Annotated in this window: 23 protein-coding genes; 12 read left to right on the top strand and 11 right to left on the bottom strand. The window is 67.3% G+C overall.

The window, feature by feature from the left end:
- Positions 1 to 204: 204 nt before the first annotated feature.
- The 5 genes from carA to INQ48_17015 all read left to right on the top strand — a co-directional run bounded on the left by carA (position 205) and on the right by INQ48_17015 (position 6,492).
- Complete coding sequence (gene carA, locus INQ48_17035) at positions 205 to 1,398, top strand: glutamine-hydrolyzing carbamoyl-phosphate synthase small subunit (protein QRF55131.1); 1,194 nt, start codon at positions 205 to 207, stop codon at positions 1,396 to 1,398.
- Entirely contained in the window at positions 1,391 to 4,639 is a 3,249-nt protein-coding gene (gene carB, locus INQ48_17030) for a carbamoyl-phosphate synthase large subunit (protein ID QRF55130.1), read from the top strand. The genes carA and carB overlap by 8 nt, the downstream gene beginning before the upstream one ends.
- Positions 4,640 to 4,647: 8 nt before the next feature.
- Positions 4,648 to 5,517: a Kdo hydroxylase family protein gene (locus INQ48_17025; GenBank protein ID QRF55129.1), complete on the top strand. Its 870-nt coding sequence runs from the start codon at positions 4,648 to 4,650 to the stop codon at positions 5,515 to 5,517.
- A 64-nt stretch (positions 5,518 to 5,581) separates the two neighbouring features.
- Positions 5,582 to 6,061: a transcription elongation factor GreA gene (greA, locus tag INQ48_17020; GenBank protein ID QRF55128.1), complete on the top strand. Its 480-nt coding sequence runs from the start codon at positions 5,582 to 5,584 to the stop codon at positions 6,059 to 6,061.
- A gap of 11 nt (positions 6,062 to 6,072) precedes the next feature.
- On the top strand, positions 6,073 to 6,492 hold the full coding sequence (locus INQ48_17015; protein QRF55127.1) for a DUF4149 domain-containing protein: 420 nt from the start codon (positions 6,073 to 6,075) through the stop codon (positions 6,490 to 6,492).
- 13 nt (positions 6,493 to 6,505) lie between these two features.
- Here INQ48_17015 and INQ48_17010 read toward each other — a convergent pair whose 3' ends face one another.
- Together INQ48_17010 and INQ48_17005 are read right to left on the bottom strand one after the other, a co-directional pair.
- Positions 6,506 to 7,264: a glycosyltransferase gene (locus tag INQ48_17010; GenBank protein ID QRF55126.1), complete on the bottom strand. Its 759-nt coding sequence runs from the start codon at positions 7,262 to 7,264 to the stop codon at positions 6,506 to 6,508.
- A gap of 2 nt (positions 7,265 to 7,266) precedes the next feature.
- Positions 7,267 to 7,746 carry a YhbY family RNA-binding protein gene (locus INQ48_17005; GenBank protein ID QRF55125.1) on the bottom strand — a complete coding sequence of 160 codons (480 nt, stop codon included), beginning with the start codon at positions 7,744 to 7,746 and terminating at the stop codon, positions 7,267 to 7,269.
- 87 nt (positions 7,747 to 7,833) lie between these two features.
- Between INQ48_17005 and INQ48_17000 the strand changes: the two genes are divergently transcribed.
- The 6 genes from INQ48_17000 (at position 7,834) to INQ48_16975 (ending at position 15,132) form a co-directional block, all read left to right on the top strand.
- On the top strand, positions 7,834 to 8,496 hold the full coding sequence (locus INQ48_17000) for an RlmE family RNA methyltransferase (GenBank protein ID QRF55124.1): 663 nt from the start codon (positions 7,834 to 7,836) through the stop codon (positions 8,494 to 8,496).
- 160 nt (positions 8,497 to 8,656) lie between these two features.
- Positions 8,657 to 10,579: an ATP-dependent zinc metalloprotease FtsH gene (gene ftsH, locus INQ48_16995; protein ID QRF55123.1), complete on the top strand. Its 1,923-nt coding sequence runs from the start codon at positions 8,657 to 8,659 to the stop codon at positions 10,577 to 10,579.
- An 89-nt stretch (positions 10,580 to 10,668) separates the two neighbouring features.
- On the top strand, positions 10,669 to 11,505 hold the full coding sequence (folP, locus tag INQ48_16990; GenBank protein QRF60770.1) for a dihydropteroate synthase: 837 nt from the start codon (positions 10,669 to 10,671) through the stop codon (positions 11,503 to 11,505).
- A 76-nt stretch (positions 11,506 to 11,581) separates the two neighbouring features.
- Positions 11,582 to 12,919, top strand: coding sequence for a phosphoglucosamine mutase (gene glmM, locus INQ48_16985; protein ID QRF55122.1), 1,338 nt, complete (start codon positions 11,582 to 11,584; stop codon positions 12,917 to 12,919).
- Positions 12,916 to 13,398, top strand: coding sequence for a GNAT family N-acetyltransferase (locus INQ48_16980; protein QRF55121.1), 483 nt, complete (start codon positions 12,916 to 12,918; stop codon positions 13,396 to 13,398). The genes glmM and INQ48_16980 overlap by 4 nt, the downstream gene beginning before the upstream one ends.
- Before the next feature lie 180 nt (positions 13,399 to 13,578).
- Positions 13,579 to 15,132 (top strand): hypothetical protein, encoded by a 1,554-nt coding sequence (locus INQ48_16975; protein QRF55120.1) that lies wholly within the window; start codon positions 13,579 to 13,581, stop codon positions 15,130 to 15,132.
- Positions 15,133 to 15,322: 190 nt separating this feature from the next.
- On the opposite strand, the gene INQ48_16970 is transcribed toward INQ48_16975, so the two are convergent.
- The 9 genes from INQ48_16970 to lexA form a co-directional block, all read right to left on the bottom strand.
- Positions 15,323 to 16,594: an acyl-CoA dehydrogenase family protein gene (locus tag INQ48_16970; protein QRF55119.1), complete on the bottom strand. Its 1,272-nt coding sequence runs from the start codon at positions 16,592 to 16,594 to the stop codon at positions 15,323 to 15,325.
- A gap of 172 nt (positions 16,595 to 16,766) precedes the next feature.
- The gene (locus INQ48_16965) at positions 16,767 to 17,855 is read right to left on the bottom strand and encodes a phosphotransferase (protein ID QRF55118.1); all 1,089 of its coding nucleotides are present in this window, start codon (positions 17,853 to 17,855) and stop codon (positions 16,767 to 16,769) included.
- A 1-nt stretch (position 17,856) separates the two neighbouring features.
- The gene (locus INQ48_16960) at positions 17,857 to 18,576 is read right to left on the bottom strand and encodes a Crp/Fnr family transcriptional regulator (protein QRF55117.1); all 720 of its coding nucleotides are present in this window, start codon (positions 18,574 to 18,576) and stop codon (positions 17,857 to 17,859) included.
- 77 nt (positions 18,577 to 18,653) lie between these two features.
- Complete coding sequence (locus INQ48_16955; protein QRF55116.1) at positions 18,654 to 19,433, bottom strand: enoyl-CoA hydratase/isomerase family protein; 780 nt, start codon at positions 19,431 to 19,433, stop codon at positions 18,654 to 18,656.
- 8 nt (positions 19,434 to 19,441) lie between these two features.
- On the bottom strand, positions 19,442 to 20,962 hold the full coding sequence (locus INQ48_16950; GenBank protein QRF55115.1) for a 3-hydroxyacyl-CoA dehydrogenase: 1,521 nt from the start codon (positions 20,960 to 20,962) through the stop codon (positions 19,442 to 19,444).
- A gap of 168 nt (positions 20,963 to 21,130) precedes the next feature.
- Complete coding sequence (locus INQ48_16945) at positions 21,131 to 22,288, bottom strand: MFS transporter (protein ID QRF55114.1); 1,158 nt, start codon at positions 22,286 to 22,288, stop codon at positions 21,131 to 21,133.
- Positions 22,289 to 22,292: 4 nt separating this feature from the next.
- Positions 22,293 to 23,300 (bottom strand): D-2-hydroxyacid dehydrogenase family protein, encoded by a 1,008-nt coding sequence (locus INQ48_16940; GenBank protein ID QRF55113.1) that lies wholly within the window; start codon positions 23,298 to 23,300, stop codon positions 22,293 to 22,295.
- A gap of 207 nt (positions 23,301 to 23,507) precedes the next feature.
- Positions 23,508 to 23,891 carry a hypothetical protein gene (locus INQ48_16935; protein ID QRF55112.1) on the bottom strand — a complete coding sequence of 128 codons (384 nt, stop codon included), beginning with the start codon at positions 23,889 to 23,891 and terminating at the stop codon, positions 23,508 to 23,510.
- 177 nt (positions 23,892 to 24,068) lie between these two features.
- Positions 24,069 to 24,743 (bottom strand): transcriptional repressor LexA, encoded by a 675-nt coding sequence (lexA, locus tag INQ48_16930; GenBank protein QRF55111.1) that lies wholly within the window; start codon positions 24,741 to 24,743, stop codon positions 24,069 to 24,071.
- Between the two features lie 72 nt (positions 24,744 to 24,815).
- Here lexA and INQ48_16925 point away from each other — a divergent pair, with 72 nt between their 5' ends.
- On the top strand, positions 24,816 to 25,778 hold the full coding sequence (locus tag INQ48_16925; GenBank protein QRF55110.1) for an asparaginase: 963 nt from the start codon (positions 24,816 to 24,818) through the stop codon (positions 25,776 to 25,778).
- Positions 25,779 to 25,798 lie beyond the last annotated feature (20 nt).

Below are 25,798 nucleotides of genomic sequence, written 5' to 3'. Positions count from 1 at the left end.
ATGCCATTGACGCATGGCTGGTGTACGCGCTAGCGAATCTTCATGCCCCACGAGGCGAGAGGCCGCGGCCGCCGGGCTACAATCGGGGGCTTACTCGCAAATCAGCGTCGCCCGGCCGCATTCCACGCCATCTTCCCCTTAAGCAGCAGTCCCAAGGCTTCGAAGCCCGGGACGCCGGGCGACCGTAACCATCCGGAGAACCCAGTGCTTTTGTCTCTCAAGGGAAGTTTCCCGCCCGCCATCCTGGCGCTCGCAGACGGCACGGTCTTTCAAGGCAACTCGATCGGAGCCACCGGCTCCACCGTCGGCGAAGTGGTGTTCAACACCGCGATGACCGGCTACCAGGAAATCCTCACCGACCCGAGCTACTGCCAGCAGATCGTGACGCTCACGTATCCGCACATCGGCAACTACGGCGTCAATCCCGAGGACATCGAGGCCGACAAGATCCATGCCGCGGGCCTCATCATCCGTGACCTGCCGCAGATCGCCTCCAACTTCCGCCATACCGCGACGCTGTCGCAGTACCTGGTGGAGGGCAAGACGGTGGCCATCGCCAACATCGACACCCGCAAGCTGACCCGCCACCTGCGCACGCACGGCGCGCAGAACGGCTGCATCCTGGGACTGGCCGAAGGGGAAGCGGTCACCCAGGCGCTGATCGACAAGGCGATCGCCGCCGCCAAGGCCGCGCCGAGCATGGCCGGCCTCGACCTGGCGAAGGTCGTGTCGGTCAAGCAGACCTACGAGTGGACCGAGACCGAGTGGAAGCTGGGTTCGGGCTACGGCGTGCAGATCACGCCGCGCTTCCACGTCGTGGCCTTCGACTACGGCGTCAAGAAGAACATCCTGCGCATGATCGCCCAGCGCGGCGCGCGCATCACCGTGGTGCCGGCGCAGACGCCCGCGGCCGACGTGCTCAAGCTCAAGCCCGACGGCATCTTCCTGGCCAACGGTCCCGGCGACCCGGAGCCCTGCGACTACGCGATCAGCGCCGTCAAGGAGCTGATCGAGACCGGCATCCCGACCTTCGGCATCTGCCTGGGCCACCAGATCATGGCGCTGGCCTCGGGCGCGAAGACCTTCAAGATGAAGTTCGGCCACCACGGCGCGAACCACCCGGTCAAGGACCTCGACAGCGGCCGCGTCAGCATCACGAGCCAGAACCACGGTTTCGCGGTCGACGAGAAGTCGCTGCCGGCGAACCTGCGTCCCACCCACGTGAGCCTGTTCGACAACACGCTGCAGGGCCTGGCGCGCACCGACAAGCCGGCGTTCTGCTTCCAGGGCCACCCCGAAGCCTCGCCCGGCCCGCACGACATCGGCTACCTGTTCGACCGCTTCACGGCACTCATGGAAAAGAACAATACGGAAAAGACGGAGAAAGAGAATGCCTAAGCGCACAGACCTCAAATCGATCCTCATCATCGGCGCCGGCCCGATCATCATCGGCCAGGCCTGCGAGTTCGACTACTCCGGCGTGCAGGCCTGCAAGGCGCTGCGCGAGGAAGGCTACAAGGTCATCCTGATCAACAGCAACCCCGCGACGATCATGACCGACCCGGCCACGGCCGACGTCACCTACATCGAGCCGATCACCTGGCAGACGGTCGAGAAGATCATCGCCAAGGAGCGTCCCGACGCGATCCTGCCGACCATGGGCGGCCAGACCGCGCTGAACTGCGCGCTCGACCTCTGGCACCACGGCGTGCTCGACAAGTACCAGGGCGCGGCCACCGGCAAGCCGGTCGAGCTGATCGGCGCCACGCCCGAGGCCATCGACAAGGCCGAGGACCGCCTGAAGTTCAAGGACGCGATGACCAAGATCGGCCTGGGCTCGGCGCGCTCGGGCATCGCGCACTCGATGGACGAGGCCTGGGCGGTGCAGAAGAGCGTGGGCTTCCCGACCGTGATCCGCCCGAGCTTCACGCTCGGCGGCACCGGCGGCGGCATCGCCTACAACTCGGAGGAGTTCGAGACCATCTGCAAGCGCGGCCTCGAGGCCTCGCCGACCAACGAGCTGCTGATCGAGGAATCGCTGCTCGGCTGGAAGGAGTACGAGATGGAGGTCGTGCGCGACAAGGCCGACAACTGCATCATCGTCTGCTCGATCGAGAACCTCGACCCGATGGGCGTGCACACCGGCGACTCGATCACCGTGGCGCCCGCGCAGACGCTGTCCGACAAGGAATACCAGATCCTGCGCAACGCCTCGCTGGCCGTGCTGCGCGAGATCGGCGTCGACACCGGCGGCTCGAACGTGCAGTTCTCGATCAATCCGAAGGACGGCCGCATGGTCGTGATCGAGATGAACCCGCGCGTGTCGCGTTCGTCGGCGCTGGCCTCGAAGGCCACCGGCTTCCCGATCGCCAAGGTCGCGGCCAAGCTGGCCGTGGGCTACACGCTCGACGAGCTGCGCAACGAGATCACCGGCGGCGCCACGCCGGCCTCGTTCGAGCCCTCGATCGACTACGTGGTCACCAAGATCCCGCGCTTCGCGTTCGAGAAGTTCCCGCAGGCCGATTCGCGCCTCACCACGCAGATGAAGTCGGTGGGCGAGGTGATGGCCATGGGCCGCACCTTCCAGGAATCGTTCCAGAAGGCGCTGCGCGGTCTCGAGGTCGGCGTCGACGGCATGAACGAGAAGACGCAGGACCGCGAGGTGCTCGAGAAGGAGCTCGGCGAGCCCGGCCCCGAGCGCATCTGGTACGTGGGCGATGCTTTCGCGCAGGGCCTGAGCGTGGACGAGGTGTTCGCGCTGACCAAGATCGACCCGTGGTTCCTGGTGCAGATCGAGGAGATCGTGAAGATCGAGCTCGAGCTCGAGACCAAGTCGCTCGACGACATCGACAAGGACACGCTGCTCGCGCTGAAGAAGAAGGGCTTCTCCGATCGCCGGCTCGCCAAGCAGCTGAAGACCACGGACACGGCCATCCGCGAGAAGCGCCGCGCCCTGGGCGTGCGCCCGGTCTACAAGCGCGTGGACACCTGCGCGGCCGAGTTCTCGACCGACACCGCCTACATGTACTCGACCTACGAGGACGAGTGCGAGGCCGATCCGTCGGACAAGAAGAAGATCATGGTGCTCGGCGGCGGTCCCAACCGCATCGGCCAGGGCATCGAGTTCGACTATTGCTGCGTGCATGCCGCGCTCGCGATGCGCGAGGACGGCTACGAGACCATCATGGTCAACTGCAATCCCGAGACCGTGTCGACCGACTACGACACCTCGGACCGCCTGTACTTCGAGCCGCTGACGCTCGAGGACGTGCTCGAGATCGTCGACAAGGAAAAGCCGGTCGGCGTGATCGTGCAGTACGGCGGCCAGACGCCACTGAAGCTCGCGCTCGACCTCGAGGCCAACGGCGTGCCGATCATCGGCACCTCGCCCGACATGATCGACGCGGCCGAAGACCGCGAGCGCTTCCAGAAGCTGCTGCATGAACTGCAGCTGCTGCAGCCGCCGAACGCCACCGCGCGCACCGAAGCCGAAGCCCTCGAGAAGGCAGCGGCACTCGGCTACCCGCTGGTGGTGCGCCCGAGCTACGTGCTCGGCGGGCGCGCGATGGAGATCGTGCACGAGCAGCGCGACCTCGAGCGCTACATGCGCGAGGCGGTCAAGGTCAGCAACGACTCGCCGGTGCTGCTCGACCGCTTCCTCAACGACGCCGTCGAATGCGACGTCGACTGCCTGCGCGACGCCGAGGGCCAGACCCTGATCGGCGGCGTGATGGAGCACATCGAGCAGGCCGGCGTGCACTCGGGCGACTCCGCCTGCTCGCTGCCGCCCTACAGCCTGTCGGCCGAGACCGTGGCCGAGCTCAAGCGCCAGAGCGCCGCGATGGCCAAGGCGCTGAACGTGGTCGGCCTGATGAACGTGCAGTTCGCGATCCAGCAGAAGGACGGCAAGGACACGATCTACGTGCTCGAAGTCAATCCGCGCGCCTCGCGCACCGTGCCCTACGTCAGCAAGGCCACCGGCATCCAGCTCGCCAAGGTGGCGGCCCGCTGCATGGCGGGCCAGTCGCTCGCGTCGCAGGGCGTGACGAAGGAAGTCACGCCGCCGTACTTCAGCGTGAAGGAGGCCGTGTTCCCGTTCGTCAAGTTCCCGGGCGTGGACACCATCCTCGGCCCCGAGATGAAGTCGACCGGCGAGGTGATGGGCGTGGGCAAGACCTTCGGCGAGGCCTTCGTGAAGTCGCAGCTCGGCGCCGGCACGCTCCTGCCGAAGTCGGGCAAGGCCTTCATCTCGGTGAAGAACAACGACAAGACGCGCGCGGTCGAGGTCGCTCGCGGCCTGGCGCAGCTGGGCTTCGTGCTGATCGCGACCAAGGGCACGGCCGCGGCCATCAATGCCGCGGGCATCGAGTGCGCGACGGTGAACAAGGTGACCGAAGGCCGCCCGCACATCGTGGACATGATCAAGAACAACGAGATCGCGCTGGTCATCAACACGGTCGAGGAGCGCCGCAACGCGATCACCGACTCGCGCCAGATCCGCACCTCGGCGCTGCTGGCGCGCGTGACCACCTTCACCACGATCTTCGGCGCCGAAGCCGCGGTCGAAGGCATGCGCTACATGGACGATCTCGACGTGATCTCGGTGCAGGAGATGCACGCGCAGCTGGCCGCGGCCTGAGCCTCGCGATGGAAACGCAGCTCGTCGAACTGGCGCTGAACGACTGGAGCGCGGCCACGCCCAACGAGGCGTGGATCGCCGCGCTCGAGGCCGGCAAGGTGCTGTACTTCCCGCGGCTGGGCTTCGAGCTGCTGCCGCAGGAACGCGCGCTGCTCACGCCCGCGCTGCTGTCGCCCGACGTGCGCAACATCAGCCTCGACGCCAACGGCAGGCTCAAGGGCGCCGTGGGCGACGAGGCGGTGCAGCAACTCGCGGCCGGCATGGTCGGGCGCTTTCGGGCGCAGGCGCAGCAGCTGATCCACGGGCTGCTGCCGCACTACGTGCCCGCGCTGCGGCTCGCGCCCACCAGCTACCGCCCGGCGCAGGTCGAGACGCGCGTGCAGTCGTGGCGCGCCGACGACCGGCGGCTGCACGTCGATGCCTTCCCTTCGCGGCCCAACTACGGCGAGCGCATCCTGCGCGTGTTCACCAACGTCAATCCCGACGGCGCGCCGCGCGTGTGGCGCGTGGGCGAGCCCTTCGAGGACATCGCGCGCCGCTTCCTGCCGCGCGCCAAGCCCTATGCGCGCTGGCAGGCCAGGCTGCTGCAGGCGCTGCACGTGACCAAGTCCTTCCGCAGCGAGTACGACCACCTGATGCTGCAGCTGCACGACGGCATGAAGTCGGACCTCGACTACCAGAAGACCTCGCCGCAGGAGAACGCCGAGTTCCCGCCCGGCTCGGTCTGGGTGTGCTTCTCCGACCAGACCTCGCACGCGGTGATGGCCGGGCAGTACATGCTCGAGCAGACCCTGCACCTGGACGCGGCGAAGCAATACAATCCCGCTTCGAGCCCGCTCGCCATCCTGAGCCGGCTGACCGGACGAACTCTCGTTTGAGAGCCTTCCCCCATCGACCGCCGAACGGCAGCGTTCGGCGGTTTCGCTTTATGGAGAACGATATATGGCGACAACCATTCCCATCACCAAACGCGGCGCGGAGAAGCTGCGCGACGAACTGCGCCGCCTCAAGACGGTGGAGCGGCCCGCGATCATCAATGCGATCGCCGAGGCACGCGCCCAGGGCGACATCAGCGAAAACGCCGAGTACGAAGTCGCCAAGGACCGCCAGGGCTTCATCGAGGGCCGCATCCTCGAGATCGAGGGCAAGCTCTCGGCCGCGCAGGTGATCGACCCGACCGAGCTCGATGCCGGCGGCAAGGTGGTGTTCGCCTCCACGGTCGAGCTCGAGGAAGAGGACAGCGGCGATCCGGTCAAGTACCAGATCGTGGGCGAGGACGAGGCCGACCTGAAGCAGGGCCTGATCAACGTGTCGAGCCCGATCGCGCGCGCGCTCATTGGCAAGGAGGAGGGCGACAGCGTCGAGGTGCAGACGCCCGGTGGCCTCAAGCGCTACGAGATCGTGGCGGTCAGCTACCTCTGAGCGGCGCTGCGATGAAAGACCGTGTCGCGCTGATGCTGGCCGCCCTCTGGTGGGGCAGCCTCACGACCATCGGCTTTCTCGTCGTGCCGATGCTGTTCGCGCGGCTCGGCAATCCCTCGGTGGCGGGCAACTTCGCGGCGCAACTGTTCGAGGCCCAGAGCTGGATCGCGCTGCTGTGCGGACTGATCCTGCTGATCCATTTCCGCGCCAAGGCCGACGACGGCATGACCCCGCCGGTGCTGACGGCCCTGTTCCTGGTGCTGGCCGCCATGCTGCTCGCGCTGTTGCAGCAGTACGCCGTGGCGCCGCGCATCGTGGCGCGCGACAACCTCAAGCTCTGGCACTCGGTGGGCAGCGGGATGTACCTGGTGCAGTGGCTGTGTACCAGCGTGCTGCTCTGGCGCATGAGCGGCGGCCAGCGGCCGCGCTGAAGTCCGGGAGGACCTACTCGGTCCAGTGCTCGGCGACCCAGTGCGCCGGGCGGATGTAGCGAAAGCGCCGGTTGCGCCGGCCTGCCAGCGCATCGGGCGGGTTGACCTCGCCGTGAAACACCATGATCCGCGCGTCCCGCGGCACGAACGGCGCCTTCCAGTAGTTGGAGGGCCAGGCCGGGATGCCGTGGTACTTGAAGCTCGGGCACCAGCCGTCGGGCCAGTAGGCCAGCTTGCCCTGCTTGTGCAGCACGTCGGACAGGTAGGTTTGCTCGTTGCGGTAACGGGCCTGCACCTCGTCGAGATGGTCGCGGAAGTAGCCGAGTACGTCGGCGTGCGCGCCGAGCTCGAAGCGGTAGACCGACGAATTGCCGGTGATGCGGCCGCGCCGCCAGAAGCGGTCGTAGTCGCGGATGATGAGGAAGTCGCCGGGGTGCTCGAAGAAGGCGTCGAGGCTGCCGACGATCACCACGTCGAGATCGAGGAAGAGGGCGGTTCCGCGCAGCCCGTGCAGGTCGGCCTCGAAGGTCGTCAGCTTCTTCCAGGCGCCGTCGCGCTGGCCCGGCGCCAGGTGCAGGTTCAGCGGCGGGATCGGCAGGCAGGTGACTTCGGGCCGCACGCCCTGGCCGTCGTCGGTCAGGCAGACGAAGCGGAAATCGCCGCTCAGGTGGCGGCGCACCATGGCGTAGAGGCGATTGACGTACTCGGGGCCGTACTTGGTGCCCCACTTCATGCAGAGGATATGGCGCACGGCGCCCTGTGCTGGCGCCAAACTCAGTCCGCCTGGTTGCGCTTCTTGGCCGACAGCGGCCGCTTGGCCTTGGCGCGCTTGATCGTGCCGCCGGGCGTGAGGCGCTGGTTGCCGAGCACGCGCAGGGTCTTGATCTCGGGGCGCTGGCCGCCGCGCTTGCTGTACTTGACGATCTTCACGTCGCGCGGGCCGGGCATGCGGTCCTCGTCGACGACGCGTTCTTTCTCGGGCTTCGGACGCCACAGCACCAGCAGCTTGCCGATGTGCTGGATCGGGGCGGCATCGAGCTCGTCGGCCAGCTCCTGCAGCATTGCTTCGCGCGCGGCGCGGTCGTCGGAGAAGACGCGCACCTTGATGAGGCCGTGGGCCTTGAGGGCCGCATCGGCCTCTTTCTTCACGGCAGGGGTGAGCCCGTCGCCACCGACCATGACGATCGGATCCAGGTGGTGAGCTTCGGCGCGGTGCACCTTGCGCTCGGCAGGGGTAAGTTGAATGGCGGGCATCCCCGTATTATCGGACGTAGATCAGCACCTCCACGAGCCGAACCGCCGGCCCCCGAAGAAACCGGGGCCCGGCACCCAGGCCAATCCATGAGCACCAAGGCGAAGCCCAAGAAAGTCAACAAGGCGTGGTTGCACGACCACATCAACGATCCCTACGTGAAACTGGCCACGAAGGAGGGCTACCGTGCCCGCGCGGCCTACAAGCTCAAGGAAATCGACGAGGCGCTGAACCTCGTCAAGCCCGGCCAGTTGGTCGTCGACCTCGGGTCGGCCCCCGGCGCCTGGAGCCAGTACGTGCGCCGGCGCATGTCGCCGGGCGGCGCCGCCACGGGCGCGCTCGAGGGCACCATCGTCGCGATCGACATCCTGCCGATGGAGCCGATCGAGGGCGTGAACTTCCTGCAGGGCGACTTCCGCGAGGACAGCGTGCTGGCGCAGCTCACCGAGGCGCTGGGCGGCCGCAAGGCCGACGTGGTGGTCTCGGACATGGCGCCCAATCTCTCGGGCATCGAGTCGGCCGACGCGGCGCGGATCGCCCACCTGATCGAGCTGGCCATCGATTTCTCGCAGCACCACCTCAAGCCCGAGGGGGCGCTGGTGGCCAAGCTGTTCCACGGCAGCGGCTACGACCAGCTCGTGAAGCTCTTCAAGGCCCATTTCCGCACCGTGAAGCCGTTCAAGCCCAAGGCTTCGCGCGACCGTTCGTCCGAGACCTTCATGGTCGGGATCGGCCTGAAAACCGGCGTCTGATACGCGTTGATACCGAAAACCCCCCAAACCCTTGTCAGGCTATGGCTGCTTTAGGGAAATCCGAGCTTTTCGCAGCTTGAAAAGCCTAAAATGGGGCGCAACTGCGTACCCAAGCGCGTATTTTCATCTTCCCGTCACGCGCTTTCGACTGGAGCTTCGTTTGAACAATCAGTGGTTTTCCAAGGTTGCCGTCTGGCTTGTCATCGCGATGGTGTTGTTCACTGTGTTCAAGCAGTTCGACACCCGCGGCGCCGCCGGTGCAGGCAATATCGGTTATTCGGACTTCCTCGAGGAAGTTCGTGGCAACCGCATCAAGAGCGCCACGATCCAGGAAGGCCAGGGCGGCAGCGAGATCGTCGCGATCACCAACGACGACCGCAAGATCCGCACCACGGCCACCTACCTCGACCGCGGCCTGGTCGGCGACCTGATCGCCAACAACGTCAAGTTCGACGTCAAGCCGCGCGAAGAGGGCTCCCTGCTCATGACCTTGCTGGTCAGCTGGGGTCCGATGCTGCTGCTGATCGGCGTGTGGGTCTACTTCATGCGACAGATGCAGGGCGGCGGCAAGGGCGGTGCCTTCAGCTTCGGCAAGAGCAAGGCGCGCATGATGGACGAGAACAACAACACCGTCACCTTCGCCGACGTCGCGGGTTGCGACGAGGCCAAGGAAGAGGTGCGCGAAGTCGTCGACTTCCTCAAGGACCCGCAGCGCTTCCAGAAACTCGGCGGCCGCATTCCGCGTGGCCTGCTGCTGGTCGGCCCGCCCGGTACCGGCAAGACCCTGCTGGCCAAGTCGATCGCCGGCGAAGCCAAGGTCCCGTTCTTCTCGATCTCGGGTTCCGACTTCGTCGAAATGTTCGTCGGCGTGGGCGCGGCCCGCGTGCGCGACATGTTCGAGAACGCCAAGAAGAACGCGCCCTGCATCATCTTCATCGACGAAATCGACGCGGTGGGTCGTCAGCGCGGTGCCGGCCTCGGCGGCGGCAACGACGAACGCGAGCAGACCCTCAACCAGATGCTGGTCGAGATGGACGGCTTCGAAACCAACCTCGGCGTGATCGTCGTGGCCGCGACCAACCGTCCCGACATCCTCGATGCCGCGCTGCTGCGCCCGGGCCGCTTCGACCGCCAGGTCTACGTCACGCTGCCGGACATCCGCGGCCGCGAACAGATCCTCGGCGTGCACATGCGCAAGGTCCCGCTGGGCCAGGACGTGAACCCGAGCGTGATCGCGCGCGGCACGCCCGGCATGTCGGGTGCCGATCTGGCCAATCTCTGCAACGAAGCCGCCCTGATGGCCGCCCGCCGCAATGCGCGCGTGGTCGAGATGCAGGACTTCGAGAAGGCCAAGGACAAGATCTTCATGGGCCCCGAGCGCAAGAGCATGGTCATGCCCGAGGAAGAGCGCCGCAACACGGCCTACCACGAGTCCGGCCACGCCCTCATCGGCAAGCTGCTGCCCAAGTGCGACCCGGTCCACAAGGTCACGATCATTCCGCGCGGCCGCGCCCTCGGCGTGACCATGAGCCTGCCGGCGCAGGACCGCTACAGCTACGACCGCGAGTACATGCTGAACCAGATCAGCATGCTGTTCGGCGGCCGCATCGCCGAGGAAGTGTTCATGCACCAGATGACCACCGGCGCGAGCAACGACTTCGAACGTGCCACGAACCTGGCGCGCGACATGGTCATGAAGTACGGCATGAGCGATGCGCTCGGCCCGATGGTCTACGCCGAGAACGAAGGCGAAGTGTTCCTGGGCCGCTCGGTGACCAAGACCACCAACATGAGCGAGCAGACCATGGAAAAGGTCGACTCCGAAGTGCGCCGCATCATCGACGACCAGTACGCGCTGGCGCGTCGCCTGATCGAAGAGAACAGCGACAAGATGCACGCCATGGCCAAGGCCTTGCTCGAATGGGAAACCATCGACTCCGAGCAGCTCGACGACATCATGGCCGGCAAGGAGCCGCGCCCGCCCAAGGACTGGACGCCGCGCACGCCCCCTTCGGGCAGCAACGGTGGCGGCAACGGCGGCACGCCTGCCGTGAATCCGGAACCTTCGCCGACCGCCGCCTGAGAAGTGCGTCTGGCATCAAACAGCAACGGGGCCTCAGGCCCCGTTTTCCATGTTCGGGCCCTCGCGGCCGCATGACGACGCACCTCGCCATGTCCTCCTGGCAGACCGCCCGCTTCTCGATCGACCTCGCGCAGCCGCGCGTGATGGGCATCGTGAACGTCACGCCCGACTCCTTCTCCGACGGCGGCGCCCATGCCTCCACCGCGGCCGCGCTGCGCTACTGTGAGCAGTTGCTGGAGGAGGGCGCCGACATCCTCGACATCGGCGGCGAATCCACCCGGCCCGGCAGTCCGGCCGTGCCGCTCGAAGCCGAGCTGGCGCGCGTGCTGCCGGTGGTGCGCGAGGCGGTGAAGCTCGGCGTGCCGCTCTCCATCGACACCTACAAGCCCGAGGTCATGCGCGCGGTGCTCGACCTCGGCGCGGACATCGTCAACGACATTTGGGCGCTGCGCCAGCCGGGCGCGCGCGAGGCGGTCGCAGCGCATCCCTCGTGCGGCATCTGCCTGATGCACATGCACCGCGATCCGCAGACCATGCAGGCCGCGCCGATGGACGGCGAGGTCGTGCCGCAGGTGCTGGACTTCTGGCGCGAGCAGCTCGACGCCCTGGGCGCGCTCGGCATCGCGCCCGAACGCATCGCGCTCGACCCCGGCATCGGCTTCGGCAAGACCGTGGCGCAGAATTTCGCGCTGCTGGCCCGGCAGCGCGAGCTGCTCGGCGCGGGCCATCCGCTGCTGCTGGGCTGGTCGCGCAAGTCCTCGATCGGCGCCGTCACCGGCATCGAGCAGGCCGCGCTGCGCATGGTGCCCAGCGTGGCCGCCGCCGTGCTCGCGGTCGATCATGGTGCTGCCATCGTGCGCGTGCACGATGTGCGCGACACGGTCGCCGCGCTCGCGGTCTGGCGCGCGATGAAGGCCGCCGCATAGCCATCGGATCGCCACGGCAGCCGGGCCAGGTTTCCTCAGAAATATTCCTTCAAACATCCCGAGAAAAGACAAGAACATGACTCGCAAGTACTTCGGCACCGATGGCATCCGTGGCACCGTCGGCCGTTCGCCGATCACCGCCGACTTCGTGCTGCGCCTCGCGCATGCGGTGGGCCGCGTGCTCAAGAAGACCGAGGCCCGGCCCACCGTGCTGATCGGCAAGGACACGCGCATCTCGGGCTACATGCTCGAGTCGGCGCTCGAGTCGGGCTTCAACTCCGCCGGCGTCGACGTGGTGCTGCTCGGCCCGCTTCCGACCCCGGGCGTGGCCTATCTCACGCGCGCGCAGCGCGCCAGCCTCGGCGTGGTGATCAGCGCGAGCCACAACGCCTACCCCGACAACGGCATCAAGTTCTTCAGCGCGCAGGGCACCAAGCTCAGCGACGAGTGGGAGCTCGCGGTGGAAGCCGCGCTCGAGGAAGACCCGGTCTGGGTCGAGTCGGCCGGCCTGGGCAAGGCGCGCCGACTCAACGACGCGGCCGGCCGCTACATCGAGTTCTGCAAGAGCACCTTCTCCAACGACCTCACCCTGCGCGACCTGAAGCTGGTGGTCGACGCGGCCCATGGCGCGGCCTACCAGGTGGCGCCCGACGTGTTCCACGAGCTGGGTGCCGAGGTGCAGAGCATCGGCTGCACGCCCGACGGCCTCAACATCAACGACGGTTTCGGCGCCACGCACCCCGAGGCCCTGATCGCCGCCGTGACGGCTCAGAAGGCCGACTACGGCATCGCGCTCGACGGCGACGCCGACCGGCTGCAGCTGGTGGATGCCAGCGGCCGCCTCTTCAACGGCGACGAACTGCTCTACCTGATGGTGGCCGAGCGCATCGCGCGCGGCAGCAAGCCGGCTGGCGTGGTCGGCACCTTGATGACCAACAAGGCGGTCGAGGTGGCGCTGCGTGGGCAGGGCATCGAGTTCGTGCGCGCCAAGGTCGGCGACCGCTACGTGCTCGAGGAGCTCGAGAAGCACGGCTGGCTGCTGGGCGGCGAGGGCTCGGGCCACTTGCTGGCGCTCGACTGCCACACCACCGGCGACGGCATCGTGAGCGCGTTGCAGGTGCTGCAGGCCTGCGTGCGCAGCGGTAAGAGCGTGGCGCAGCTGCTCGAGGGCGTGACGCTGTTCCCGCAGACGCTGATCAACGTGCGCCTGGCGCCCGGTCTGAACTGGAAGGACAACGCGGCGCTGGCCAGCGAAACGAAGCGCATCGAGGCCGAACTCGGCGACTCGGGCCGCGTGCTGATCCGTGCCAGCGGCACCGAGCCGCTGCTGCGCGTGATGGTCGAGGCACGCGATGCGCAGGTGGCCGAGGCCAGCGCCCGGCGTCTCGTTGCCACGGTGGAAGGCGCGAAGTGACGATCGAGGTCGTGCTCGCCGACTACCGCGATGCCGCGCAGGCCGCGGCGCTCGTCGAATTGCTCGATGGCTACGCGCGCGATCCTGCCGGTGGCGGCACGCCCCTGAGCGCGCAGGTGCGCGCCGAGCTGCCGGCCGCGCTCGCGGCCCGGCCGCAGGCCTTCAGCGTGCTTGCCTACGACGACGGCCAGCCGGTCGGACTGATCAACTGCGTGGAAGGCTTCTCGACCTTCGCCTGCCGTCCGCTGGTGAACGTGCACGACGTGGTCGTGGCGTCCAGCCACCGCGGCCAGCGCCTCGCGCAGCGCATGCTCGAGCGCGTGGAGCAGGAGGCCCGCGCGCGCGGCGCCTGCAAGCTCACGCTCGAGGTGCTGTCGGGCAACGTGTCCGCGCGCAAGGCCTACGAGCGCGAAGGCTTCGCCGACTACCAGCTGGATCCGGCCTTCGGCAGCGCGATGTTCATGCAGAAGAAGCTCTGAGATTCGTTCAGATAGGCAGCGAATCCAAAAACCTTCCTTCGGCTTGCAACCTCCGTTGATGATTTTTTGCGAATCAATTCGCAGAAAAAGGGTGAGTCCTCTTAAAAGGCTTTGAAGAAGCCGGTGTAGGATGCCACATCCATTCATAGAGCTTGCAAACAAGCCGAAAGGGAGTGAGTCATGATGAAAGATTGGTGCGTACGCGCGCTCAGTCGCGACAGTGCCCGTCGGCAATCGGATGGTCATGCGGAATCCAATAATCCACTATGCCATTTGATGCCTCGCCTGAAGTTGCCGGCTCTGCGCGAATTCAAGCGTTGCTTCCTGTTATTGGCTGTCCTGCCTTTTTCATCAAATGCAACGGGCTCGAATTACTCTGCGATCGCTCTGGCCGAGCTTGCACGGGCGCAACAGGTTCTCCTTGATGCCCATCCGGCAGTAGCGCTGAAAACAGACCGGTCGTTCAACGATTGGATTGTTCGAGGTTATGACGAGGCCGAGAAACTTGCGATGCGGGCTGCAAACGCGCCGCAGATATTGGCGGCGGTCCGCTATTACCTATCCGGTTTTCGCGACGGTCATGTGGCCGTCTGGGATCCGAACGCCTCCAGCAAGACAATGTGGGCCGGCTGGACCGCGCAGTGGAGGAGTGGCGAATGGCGGGTCGTGCGTGCCGCTTCAGGATGGCCCACTACGTTGCCAGAAAAAGGAGCCATCCTGATCGCCTGCGATGGACTGAAACCATCCGAATACATAGATACCCACATCGCGCCTTTCGTGGACCGGCGCACCGGCTTGGAATCCGTTCTGGACAGGCTCGCACTGCTGCTTTCGAATCGAATTCCTCGTGACGGCATCTGGGAAACAGAAAAACCGTATAGCTGTACCTTTGAGTCGAATGGGGAAACCCGGGAATATCGGCTCGATTGGAAAGCTTCGGATGCAGGAATTTATTCCTCGAACAAGCAACGACCCCGGATGGGCGTTGAGCCCTGGGGGAAGAATCGCTATTGGATCTATGCGCAGCAGTTCCTGTCTTCGGATCTGGAAAAAAACGAAATGGAAGACGCCATCTCGGCCATTCTGAGTGTTCCGGCGAAAGCCGATGTCGTCGTATTCGATGCGCGCGGAAATAACGGTGGAAGCAGTCTCTTCGGCTATCAAATGCTGGCGGCACTGATGCGACGAGATACACCAAATCTGGAAAGTGGTGCGCAAGCGTGGTGGCGTCCATCTCGAATTTCGGTGGATTGGTTTGCGCGCCTTGCGCGCGATGAATTGGCGCGCGCGGGGCCGCAGAGCGTCAGATACAGGAAGATTTCGGAGATGGAAAAATTCCTGAAAGAGGCGCATCAGAAATCCGGGCCCGATGTATTGGTTTCCGACGGTGCGATTGAAGGAAGCCAGTACCCGTCGCCTCCCGAGGGAGATTCATTCAAGGGTCGCGTCGTTTTATTGACGGATAAAAACTGCGCGAGCGCTTGCCTGGATTTTTCGGATCTGGTGCTCGCAGTTCCGGGCGCTTTGCATGTCGGTGAAGCGACCAGCGCGGACTCCGACTATCTCGACATCGCCGTGGTCGATCTGCCGAGCGGCTTGCAAATCGCCGTTCCCCAGAAAGTCTGGATCGGTCGGAGCCGGAAAGCAAACGAACCTCTCATCCCCGAGCACCTATTCGGGGGCGATATTCACGATACGCCATCGCTCCGCGCCTGGTTAGAGCCATTGCTGTAAGGCTTGCAGAACAGGTGGTCCGCCGGCGCCTTGCCACGATGGCGAGCTCTTGCTGCGCGGGAGTGGGGCCATCGAGCATCCTGTCATCCAAAAGCACAAAGCCCTCGCCGAGAGGCGAGGGCTTGAGGTTAGCCAGCAATCCGAGGGCGCGAAAAAGATCGCGCCCTTTGCTTTTGGGAAAGCCGCCCGCTCAGAAGCGCGTGACCGGCATCTCCGCCTCGGCCTTGCCCGGCGCGTACTTGCCCAGCTCCCACTTGGCGATCGCGTTGCGGTGCACTTCGTCCGGACCGTCGGCGAAGCGCAGGGTGCGCGCGCCGGCATAGGCGTAGGCGAGCGGGAAGTCGTCGCACATGCCGCCGCCGCCATGTACCTGCATGGCCCAGTCGATCACCTGGCAGGCCATCGAAGGCGCCACCACCTTGATCATCGCGATCTCGTTCTTCGCGACCTTGTTGCCGGCCACGTCCATGAGCCAGGCGGCCTTGAGCGTGAGCAGGCGGGCCATGTCGATCTTGCAGCGCGCCTCGGCGATGCGTTCCTGCGTCACGGTCTGCGAGGCCACGGTCTTGCCGAAGGCCACGCGCGACGAAGCGCGGCGGCACATCAGTTCGAGCGCGCGCTCGGCCAGGCCGATCAGGCGCATGCAGTGGTGGATGCGTCCGGGGCCGAGGCGGCCCTGGGCGATCTCGAAGCCGCGGCCTTCGCCGAGCAGGATGTTGTCGACCGGCACGCGCACGTTCTCGAAGTACATCTCCACGTGACCGTGCGGCGCGTCGTCGTAGCCCATCACGTTGAGCGGGCGCACGATGCGGATGCCCTTGGCATCGGCCGGCACGATCACCATGCTCTGCTGCGAATGCTTGGGTGCCTCGGGATCGCTCTTGCCCATGGTGATGAACACGGCGCAGCGCGGGTCGGCGGCGCCCGAGATCCACCACTTGTGGCCGTTGATGACGTACTCGTCGCCTTCGCGCGTGATGCGCGTCGAGATGTTGGTCGCGTCGCTCGAGGCCACGTCGGGCTCGGTCATCGCGAAGGCCGAGCGGATCTGGCCTTCGAGCAGCGGCTTGAGCCAGCGTGCCTTGATGGCGTCGGAGCCGTAGCGCGCGATGGTCTCCATGTTGCCGGTGTCGGGCGCCGAGCAGTTGAAGGCTTCAGACGCCCATGGCACCCGGCCCATGATCTCGGCCAGCGGCGCGTATTCCTGGTTGGTGAGGCCGGCGCCGTCGTAGCCCGAGGCGGCCGCGCTGTCGACGGGCAGGAACAGGTTCCACAGGCCCTGGGCCTTGGCCTTGTCCTTGAGCTTCTCGACGGTCTTGAGCGCGGTCCAGCGCTTCCCGGCGGCCGTGTTGGCCGCGAGTTCGGCGCTGTATTCGGCTTCGGCGGGATAGATGTATTCGTCCATGAACGCGCTGACGCGTTTCTGGAGGTCTTTGGTCTTGGCCGAGTATTCGAAATCCATGGGGGTCTCCGTTGGGGGTGAAGGGCGGGCGGCTCGGGTGGTGCCTAGCCGCCGGTACGGCCGTGTGCGCACAGGGTGCGTTGTGCGTTTCGTGAGCGCACGAGCGGGCCGGGCCTCCCCCGCGAGGGGCGGCGGATCACATGCCGGAAGGCGACGTGAAAGGCCGGGAGGCTCATGCTCGCTGCGCGAATTGCCAGGCCATTTCGGCCATGGGACGGGCACCGCGGCCCGAGGCCACGGCTTGCTCGCTCGATGCGGTGCCGGCCTCGACTCGCTTGGCAATGCCTTGCAGGATCGCGGCCATGCGGAACAGGTTGTAGGCCTGGTAGAAGTTCCAGTCGGGCGCCAGCGCCTCGGGCGTGGTGAGGCCGGTGCGCTCGCAGTACCTGCGGATGTATTCGCTCTCGGTCGGGATGCCCAGGCTCGCGTGGTCGAGGCCCGCGATGCCGCGGAAGGTCGCGCCCGAGATGTGCCAGGACATGCAGTGGTAGCTGAAGTCGGCCAGCGGATGGCCCAGCGTCGACAGCTCCCAGTCGAGCACCGCGATCGCGCGCGGCTCGGTGGCGTGGAACATCAGGTTGTCGAGCCGGAAGTCGCCGTGCACGATCGAGGTCATGTTCTCGTCGCGCGCGCTCGCGGGCATGTGCGCCGGCAGCCACTCCATGAGCTTGTCCATCTCGGGGATGGGCTGCGTGATCGAGGCCACGTACTGCTTGCTCCAGCGGCCGATCTGGCGCTCGAAGTAGTTGCCCGGCTTGCCGTAGTCGGCGAGGCCGCGCTCGGCGTACTTCACGGTGTGCAGCGCGGCTATCACGCGGTTCATCTCGTCGTAGATGGCGCTGCGCTCGGCATTGCCCATGCCCGGCAGCGACTGGTCCCAGAGCACGCGGCCCTGCATGAACTCCATCACGTAGAAGGCGCGGCCGATCACGGCCTCGTCCTCGCACAGGCAGTGCATGCGCGGCACGGGCACGTCGGTGCCGGCCAGGCCGCTCATCACCTTGAACTCGCGCTCCACCGCATGCGCGGAGGGCAGCAGCTTGGCGACCGGGCCCGGCTTGGCGCGCATCACGTAGCTCTGCGTGGGCGTGACCAGCTTGTAGGTCGGGTTGGACTGGCCGCCCTTGAACATCTCGACCGTGAGCGGGCCCTTGAAGCCCTCGAGGTTCTTCTCGAGCCAGGCCGACAGCGCGTCGACGTCGAAGGCGTGCTGCTGCGACACCGCGCGGGTGCCGACGAAGTTCGAAAAATCCTGGCTCATGCTATCGATCCGATTCCGAGACGCGCATCAGTGCCGCGCGATCGAGCACCACCAGTCCGGCCGGCTCGATGCGGATGATGTCCTCGCGTTCCATGGTCTTGAGTTCCTGATTCACGCGCTGGCGCGAGGCGCCCAGCAGCTGCGCGAGTTCTTCCTGCGCCAGCTGCAGGCCGATGCGCATCTGGCTGCCGTCGTCCAGGTTCGGCACGCCGTAGCTGCGCACCAGGTGGATGAGCTGCTTGGCCAGCCGCGCGCGCAGCGGCAAGGTGTTGAGGTCTTCCACCAGCCCGAACAGCGTGCGGATGCGCCGTGCCTGCAGGCGCATCAGCGCCTCGTAGAGCTCGACGTGCGCGGCCAGGATCTTCTGGAAGTCGGCGCGCGCCACGCACAGGATGGTGCTGTCGCCATGCGCATAGGCATCGTGCGTGCGCCGGTCCCCGTCGAACATCGCGACGTCGCCGAACCAGATGCCCGGCTCCACGTAGGTCAGCGTCACCTGCTTGCCCGAGACGGCCGTGGAGCTCACGCGCACCGCACCCCTGGCACAGGCGATCCAGTGCTCGGGCGGATCGCCGCGCGCGGCGATCAGGTCGCCGTCCTTGTACCGTCTGACGAATGCGCATCGGAGGATGTCGTGCCTGAGCGAAGGGGAGAGGGAAGAGAACCAGCGACCACTGTTGATCGCTTCACGTTCTTCGATGGTAAGAATGGGGTCGTCCATGGTCTGTCCTGTCGGCGACTGAAAGGCGTAGGGTTGTCACGGGAGCGACGCGAGGCGCCGCTGCCCGTCACGCGTACTCACTCGTACTGGGGCTTCTTCTTCTCGAGGAAGGCGGCGATGCCGATGCCGGCATTGGCGTGGTGCAGGTTGCGCACGAAGTGGTCGCGCTCCTGGCTCAGTTGCGACGAGAGCGTGGCGCCGCGGCCTTCGCTCAGCAGTTCCTTGATGCTCGCGAGCGAGTTGGGCGCGCGCTCGTCGAGCTTGGCGGCCAGCGCGAGCGCACCGGCCAGGGCCTGGCCCGGATCGCTCAGCGTGTTCACCAGGCCCAGCGCATGCAGGCGCTCGGCGCCGATGCGCTCGCCGTTCATCAGCCATTCGCTCGCGAGCTGGCGCGGCAGCATCTGCGCGAGATGCCAGCTCAGTCCGCCGTCGGGCGACAGCGCGACATTGCTGTACGAGGCGGCGAACACCGCGTCGCGCGCGGCCACCACGAAGTCGCAGGCCAGCGCGAGCGAGAAGCCCGCGCCCGCGGCTGGCCCCTCGACGGCCGCGATCACCGGCTTGGGAAAGGTGCGGATCGAATCGATCCAGTTGTGCAGCCCCTCGATGCTCTCGGCCTGCACCGAGCGCTCGCGCTGCCGGTTGGCCTGCAGCCGCTGCAGCGAACCGCCGGCGCAGAACCACGGGCCTTCGCCCACGATGACCACGCTGCGGATCTCGCTGCTGTTCTCGGCGCCGTTGAGCGCCTCGATGCCGGCGGCATAGATCTCGGGACCGAGCGCATTGCGCTGGCTGGGGTTGGCGATCGTCAGCACCATGGTGCGACCTTCGCTCGTGCTCTTGAGTTCGGCGGTCATGTCGCGGCTCACTCTTCCTCGTGCAGCAGGCTCAGGCCCAGCGCGCCGCGGCGGCGCAGCCACGGGCTCGGGCGATAGCGCGGATCGCCGTAGACGGTCTGCATGTTGAACAGCACCTCGAGCATGTTGGTGGGCCCGTAGAGGTTGCCCATGGCCAGCGGGCCGCGCGGATAGCCGAGGCCCAGTTGCACCGCGGTCTCGAGGTCGCCCGGCGTGCACACGCGCTGCTGGCACATGTCGGCGGCGATGTTGACGATGGTGCCGATCACGCGCTGCGTGACGAAGCCGCCGCTGTCGCGGATCACGCTCACGGCCTTGCCGTCGCGCGCGAACAGGGCGTGCGCGGCATCGCGCATGTCGCGCCGGGTGGCCGGGTTGGTGGCGAGCACGCGGCGCTTGCTGGCGGCGTCGTCGATCAGCATGTCGATGCCGACGGTGCGCGTGGCATCGAGGCGATCGACGGCCGCGACCGTGGTCACGTCGAAGCCCAGCGGCGCGACCAGGATCAGCGACTGCGGCGCGGCGGAGGCGCCACTGTCGATCTGCGCGCCCAGCGTGTTGACCAGGCGCAGCAGTTCGGCGCGGCGTGCGGCGCGCGGCGAGACCCACACGGCCGGCAGCGTATCGACCTTCGGCGCCGGCGCCTCGGGAGCCTGCTGCATCGCGCCGTCCTCGTAGCGGTAGAAACCTTCGCCGGTCTTGCGGCCCAGCGCGCCGGCCGCGAGGCGCTGCGCGGTGATCACGCTCGGGCGGTAGCGCGGCTCGTCGTAGTACTGGCGGTAGATCGATTCCATCACCGGGTGCGAGACGTCGAGCGCGGTCAGGTCCAGCAGCTCGAAGGGGCCGAGGCGGAAGCCCGCCTGCTCGCGCAGGATGCGGTCGACGGTCACGAAGTCGGCCACGCCTTCGCCCACGATGCGCAGCGCCTCGGTGCCGTAGCCGCGGCCGGCGTGGTTGACGATGAAGCCGGGCGTGTCCTGCGCCTGCACCGCGCTGTGGCCCATCTGCGCGGCATAGCCCGCGAGCCGGGTGCAGACCTCGGGCGCGGTCTTGAAGCCGGCCACCACCTCGACCACCTTCATCAGCGGTACCGGGTTGAAGAAGTGGAAGCCCGCGAAGCGTTCGGGGTGCTCGAGGCCGGCCGCGATCGCGGTCACCGAGAGCGAGGAGGTGTTGGTGGCCAGCGTGGCGCCGGGCGCGACGATGGCTTCGAGTTCGGCGAACAGCTTGCGCTTGACCTCGAGGTTCTCGACCACGGCCTCGATCACGAGGTCGCAGCCGGCCAGTGCCTGCGCCGACTCGGCGATCCGTACGCGCGCGATCTGGGCGTCGCGCGTGGCCTCGTCGATGCGGCCCTTCTCGTGCAGCTTGTTCCATTGGGCGACGATGGCATCTAGCCCGCGCGCCGCGGCGCCCTCGAAGCTGTCGAGCAGCAGCACCTCGCTGCCGGCCTGGGCCGCGATCTGGGCGATGCCGCGGCCCATGGCACCGGCGCCGACGACGCCGATCCGGGTGTAGTTCACTGTCATGTGTGGCTGGGGTTTTTCAAAGGTTGAGAGATCTCTGGCGGGCCGCCCGCGCGTGCGCGCACGCCGGCCGCTGCAGCAGCGATTTTGCAGTCTGGCGGGAGAAGGGTTTCCCCGGTGTTTCTCGGGGAGGCTTGCGGGAGCCGGCGCGACCGGGTTTCGCCGCGCCGGTCAGGCCGCCCGGCGGCTGCGGTCGATGCCCGCGCTCAGCACCATGGCCACCAGCAGCAGCGTGAGCCCGACCCAGCTCATCCAGTGCATGGCGTCGCGCGCCAGCAGCCAGCCGCCGAGCGCGGCGCCGAAGGCCTGGCCGATGTAGATGCCCGAGCTGTTGAGCGCCACCGAGCCCGGCGCCAGCGCGGGCGCGAGGCCCACCAGCCGCGCCTGCTGGGCCGAGTTGGTCGAGAAGCAGCCCAGGCCCCAGGGCGAGACCACCACCGCGATCCAGAACAGGCTGTCCGCCAGCGGCCAGAGCGCCAGGCTCAGCGCGATCAGGCCCGTGGTCACGAGCACCATGCGCCCGGCGCCCGCGCGGTCGATGATGCGGCTCACGACCATGTTGCCCAGCAGGCCGCAGGCGCCGAACCAGCCCCACATCAGGCTCAGCTCGGTGGCGTCGGCGCCGAAGCGCTGCTTGAGGATCGGGCCGAAATAGCTGAACAGCACGAACTGGCCCGCGCCCTGCAGCGCGGTGATCGACACGATGCCCATCAGCACCGGGCTGCGCAGCACGCGCGCCCAGGCCGCGGCCGTGAGCGCCACCGGCCGGATGCCGTTGGGCAGCGTGAGCCACACCGAGACCGCGCTCACGACGCTGAGCGCCGAGATCGCGAGGAAGGCCGCGCGCCAACCGAAATGGCCGCCGATCAGCGCGCCGATGGGCAGGCCCAGCACCGAGGCCATCGACCAGCCGAGGAAGACGAAGGTGACCGCGCGCCCGCGCTGCTCGGGCGGCACCAGCATGCCGGCGCAGGCGGCCGCCTGGGGCGTGAAGATGGCCGGCGCGATCACCGCGAGCATGCGCACCGGCAGCAGGGCGCCGAAGCTCGGCATCAAGACCGACACCGCGTGCCAGGCCGCGTACCACAGCATCGTGAGGGCCAGCAGCCGGCGCCGATCCCAGCCGGCCACCGCGGCCGCGAGCAGCGGCGCGCCGAGGCAGGTGACGAAGGCCGCGGCCGTGATCAGCTGCCCCGCGGTGGCGGCGCTGACGTCGAGCGAGACGCTGATTTCGTTGAGCGTGCCCGGCACCACCATCACCCCGGTGCCGATCACGAAGTTGCCGGCGAGCAGCGCCCAGAGTGCGCCCCTCGGCGCCGGCTGGCTCACGGCTTCACCGCCGGACCTGCAACGCGCCGGGGTTGACGATGTTGGTGGGGTTGCCCTTGATGAAGCTCACGACGTTGTCGAAGGCCTGGCCGAAGTACATCTCGTAGCTCTCCTGCTCCACGTAGCCGATGTGCGGCGTGCAGATGCAGTTCTCGAGGCGCAGCAGCGCATGGCCCTGCAGCGGCGGCTCGCTCTCGAACACGTCGATCGCCGCCAGCCCGGGACGGCCGCGGTTGAGCGCCGCGAGCAACGCATCGGACTCGACCAGCTCGGCGCGCGAGGTGTTGACGAACAGCGAGGTCGGCTTCATGCGCGAGAGGTCCTCGAGCGTGATCAGGCCGGTGGTTTCGTCGTTGAGCCGCAGGTGCACCGACAGCACGTCGGCCATCGCGAAGAACTCCTGGCGGCTCTGCGCCACCTGGAAGCCGTCGGAACGCGCCTTGGTGCAGCTCGCCTCGCGGCCCCAGATCACCACCTGCATGCCGAAGGCCTGGCCGTAGCGCGCCACGAGCTGGCCGATGCGGCCGTAGCCCCAGACGCAGAGCGTCTTGCCCTTGAGCACCGAGCCGAGTCCGAAATTGGGCGGCATCGAGGCCGACTTGAGCCCCGACTGCTGCCAGGCGCCATGCTTGAGGTTGCTGATGTACTGCGGCAGCCGGCGCATCGCCGACATGATCAGCGCCCAGGTCAGCTCTGCCGGCGCCTGCGGCGAACCCGACCCCTCGGCCACCGCGACGCCGCGCTCGGTGCAGGCGGCCACGTCGATGTGGCTGCTGATGCGGCCCGTCTGCGAGATCAGCTTGAGCTTGGGGAGTTTCTCGATCAGCTGGCGCGAGATCTGGGTGCGCTCGCGGATCAGGACGATCACGTCGGCGTCCTTGAGACGCACCGAGAGTTGGCCGATGCCCTTGACGGTGTTGGTATAGACCTTGGCTGCGTAGGCATCGAGCTTCGAAGCACAGTGCAGCTTGCGCACCGCATCCTGGTAATCGTCGAGGATCACAATATTCATGGCATGCCATTGTGCCTCGCAGCATGGAATCGGCGCGCCGGTGAACGTTTGGATACGGCCCCGAGGCCCGCGAAGGGCGAAAACGGGGCAAAGGCGAAAGAAGGGCCGCGAAGAATGGGCAAAGGGCGATGTTGGCCCGTGGCGCCCCTGGGCCCGAGGCGTCGTGCCCACGCGATCGAGCGACCGCGCGAGCCGAGCCTTGCTCCCTCAGTGCAGGTGCACGGGGCGGGCCGACACGGCGGCGGTTTCGAGCGCCTCGAGCGCGGCGAGGCGGTCGAGCTCGGCGCACACATCCGCCATCCGGCCCGAGATCACCACGCGGTTGCTGTTGCGCGCGCCACCCTGCTGGCGGTCGACGAGGCGCACCACCCGCAGCGGACGCGAGGGCGCCTGCGCCACGGCGGCGGGTGCGATGGCGTTGTGCCCGCTGTCGCCGCGTGCGGCGCGCGACGGCCGTATCGACACATAGCGCAACTCGCTGGCACAGAGGTCGTCATCGCGACGGTGTACGGGGCGGGCGGGCAGCCAGCGGCTCGCGAGCGACTGCAGCGGCATCCAAAGATCGACGAAGGTGAGGAGGGCGATTCCCATGTGAACTCCAAGAAGGTTTGAGGTTGAACACAGGCAGGATTCGTTGTCATCGGGCGCAGCAGGGTGATGGCGACAAAGCGCCATACGCCCGCCACCTGCGGCGACCGGATGGGGGATGCGTGATGCGGATCCGCGAGGCGGCTTGGCGATACGGACCGCCCAGCCGGCTCGGCGTGCCTACATCAGCATGGTGTTTCGGATCAGGCCGACCGCGAGGCCTTCGATTTCGAAGGGTTCGCCGGGCTGGACCACGATGGTCGGGTAGTCGGGGTTCTCGGCGTGCAGTTCGATCACCTGCTTGTTGCGCTTGAGGCGCTTGACGGTCACCTCGTCGCCGAGGCGCGCCACCACGATCTGGCCGTTGCGCGCTTCCTTGGTGGCCTGCACGGCGAGCAGGTCGCCGTCCATGATGCCGGCGTCGCGCATCGACATGCCGCGCACCTTGAGCAGGTAGTCGGGCTGGCGCTGGAACAGCGTGTTCTCGACGTAGTAGGTCTGGTCGACGTGCTCCTGCGCGAGGATCGGCGAACCGGCCGCGACACGGCCGATGAGCGGCAGCGCGAGCTGGGCCATGCCGGGCAGCGACAGCGAGAACTGGCTGTTGCGCGACTCGGCCAGCGAGCGCAGCGCATCGCCCTTGAGGCGGATGCCGCGCGAGGTGCCGCTCACGAGCTCGATGACGCCCTTGCGGGCCAGGGCCTGCAGATGCTCTTCGGCGGCATTGGCGGAGCGAAAGCCCAGCTCGCTCGCGATTTCGGCGCGGGTGGGCGGCGCCCCGGTACGGGCGATGGCGCTCTGGATCAGATCGAGGATCTGCTGCTGGCGGGCGGTAAGCTTCACGGCGAACTGCATGGTGGTTCCTTGCGGCACTGGCTGAACATCCAGTACCTGTATTTTTAACCAGTTTTTCAAAGTTGGCAAGCCATGGTGAATTCATCCCTCTCGAATCCACGGCGCGTGGTGGTGCTCGGCACCGGCGGCACCATCTCGGGCCGCGCGGCGAACAGTGGCGACAACATCGGCTACACCGCCGGCGAGGTGGGCGTGGCCGACCTGCTCGGCGGCATCGAGGCGCCCGCGGGCGTGACGCTGGCGGCCGAGCAGGTGGCGCAGGTCGACAGCAAGGACATGTCCTTCGCGATCTGGCGCGCGCTGGCGCTGCGCTGCGCCCATTGGCTCGCGCAGCCCGACGTGGCCGGCGTGGTGATCACCCACGGCACCGACACGCTCGAGGAGACCGCCTTCTTCCTCCAGTCGGTGCTGGCGCCGCGCAAGCCCATCGTGCTGACCTGCGCCATGCGCCCGGCCTCCGCGCTGTCGCCCGACGGTCCGCAGAACGTGCGCGATGCGATCGCCGTGGCCGCGACGCCGGGCGCGCAGGGCGTGAGCGCGGTGTGCGCGGGCACGGTGCTCGGTGCCTTCGACGTGCAGAAGGTGCACACCTACCGGCTCGATGCCTTCGACGCCGGCGACGCGGGGCCGCTGGGCTACGTGGAGGAGGGCGCGGTGCGGCGCGTGCGCGACTGGCCGGTTTCGGAAACGGATGCGGCCCTCGACCGCCTGCCCGAGGACGAAGCCGCGTGGCCGCGCGTGGAGATCGTGACGAGCCACGCGGGCGCGAGCGGTGCGGTGATCCGTGCCTTGCGCGCCGACGGCGGCGCCAGTTCGCCGCTGCGCGGCCTCGTGCTGGCGACCACCGGCAACGGCACGCTGCACCACGCGCTCGAGGCGGCGGCGCTCGAGGCGCAGGCGACCGGCATCGCGGTGCTGCGCGCCACCCGCTGCACGCAGGGACGCATCCTGGCCAAGCTGGGCGACACGCTGCCCGACGCGGGCGCGCTGACGCCGGTCAAGGCGCGCATCGCGCTGACGCTCGCGCTGCTCTGAAGCCGGGGCCCAAAGAAAAA

It is taken from the genome of Variovorax paradoxus, from assembly GCA_016806145.1.
In the GTDB taxonomy this organism is placed as follows: domain Bacteria; phylum Pseudomonadota; class Gammaproteobacteria; order Burkholderiales; family Burkholderiaceae_C; genus Variovorax.
This window is presented reverse-complemented; position numbering and strand designations above follow the sequence as displayed.

Excerpts from the sequence above, each read along its gene's own strand:
- carB (QRF55130.1), top strand. The coding sequence starts at position 1,391 with ATGCCTAAGCGCACAGACCTCAAATCGATCCTCATCATCGGCGCCGGC.
- INQ48_17025 (QRF55129.1), top strand. The coding sequence starts at position 4,648 with ATGGAAACGCAGCTCGTCGAACTGGCGCTGAACGACTGGAGCGCGGCC.
- greA (QRF55128.1), top strand. The coding sequence starts at position 5,582 with ATGGCGACAACCATTCCCATCACCAAACGCGGCGCGGAGAAGCTGCGC.
- INQ48_17015 (QRF55127.1), top strand. The coding sequence starts at position 6,073 with ATGAAAGACCGTGTCGCGCTGATGCTGGCCGCCCTCTGGTGGGGCAGC.
- INQ48_17005 (QRF55125.1), bottom strand. The coding sequence starts at position 7,746 with ATGCCCGCCATTCAACTTACCCCTGCCGAGCGCAAGGTGCACCGCGCC.
- INQ48_17000 (QRF55124.1), top strand. The coding sequence starts at position 7,834 with ATGAGCACCAAGGCGAAGCCCAAGAAAGTCAACAAGGCGTGGTTGCAC.
- folP (QRF60770.1), top strand. The coding sequence starts at position 10,669 with ATGTCCTCCTGGCAGACCGCCCGCTTCTCGATCGACCTCGCGCAGCCG.
- glmM (QRF55122.1), top strand. The coding sequence starts at position 11,582 with ATGACTCGCAAGTACTTCGGCACCGATGGCATCCGTGGCACCGTCGGC.
- INQ48_16975 (QRF55120.1), top strand. The coding sequence starts at position 13,579 with ATGATGAAAGATTGGTGCGTACGCGCGCTCAGTCGCGACAGTGCCCGT.
- INQ48_16970 (QRF55119.1), bottom strand. The coding sequence starts at position 16,594 with ATGGATTTCGAATACTCGGCCAAGACCAAAGACCTCCAGAAACGCGTC.
- INQ48_16965 (QRF55118.1), bottom strand. The coding sequence starts at position 17,855 with ATGAGCCAGGATTTTTCGAACTTCGTCGGCACCCGCGCGGTGTCGCAG.
- INQ48_16960 (QRF55117.1), bottom strand. The coding sequence starts at position 18,576 with ATGGACGACCCCATTCTTACCATCGAAGAACGTGAAGCGATCAACAGT.
- INQ48_16955 (QRF55116.1), bottom strand. The coding sequence starts at position 19,433 with ATGACCGCCGAACTCAAGAGCACGAGCGAAGGTCGCACCATGGTGCTG.
- INQ48_16950 (QRF55115.1), bottom strand. The coding sequence starts at position 20,962 with ATGACAGTGAACTACACCCGGATCGGCGTCGTCGGCGCCGGTGCCATG.
- INQ48_16940 (QRF55113.1), bottom strand. The coding sequence starts at position 23,300 with ATGAATATTGTGATCCTCGACGATTACCAGGATGCGGTGCGCAAGCTG.
- INQ48_16935 (QRF55112.1), bottom strand. The coding sequence starts at position 23,891 with ATGGGAATCGCCCTCCTCACCTTCGTCGATCTTTGGATGCCGCTGCAG.
- lexA (QRF55111.1), bottom strand. The coding sequence starts at position 24,743 with ATGCAGTTCGCCGTGAAGCTTACCGCCCGCCAGCAGCAGATCCTCGAT.
- INQ48_16925 (QRF55110.1), top strand. The coding sequence starts at position 24,816 with ATGGTGAATTCATCCCTCTCGAATCCACGGCGCGTGGTGGTGCTCGGC.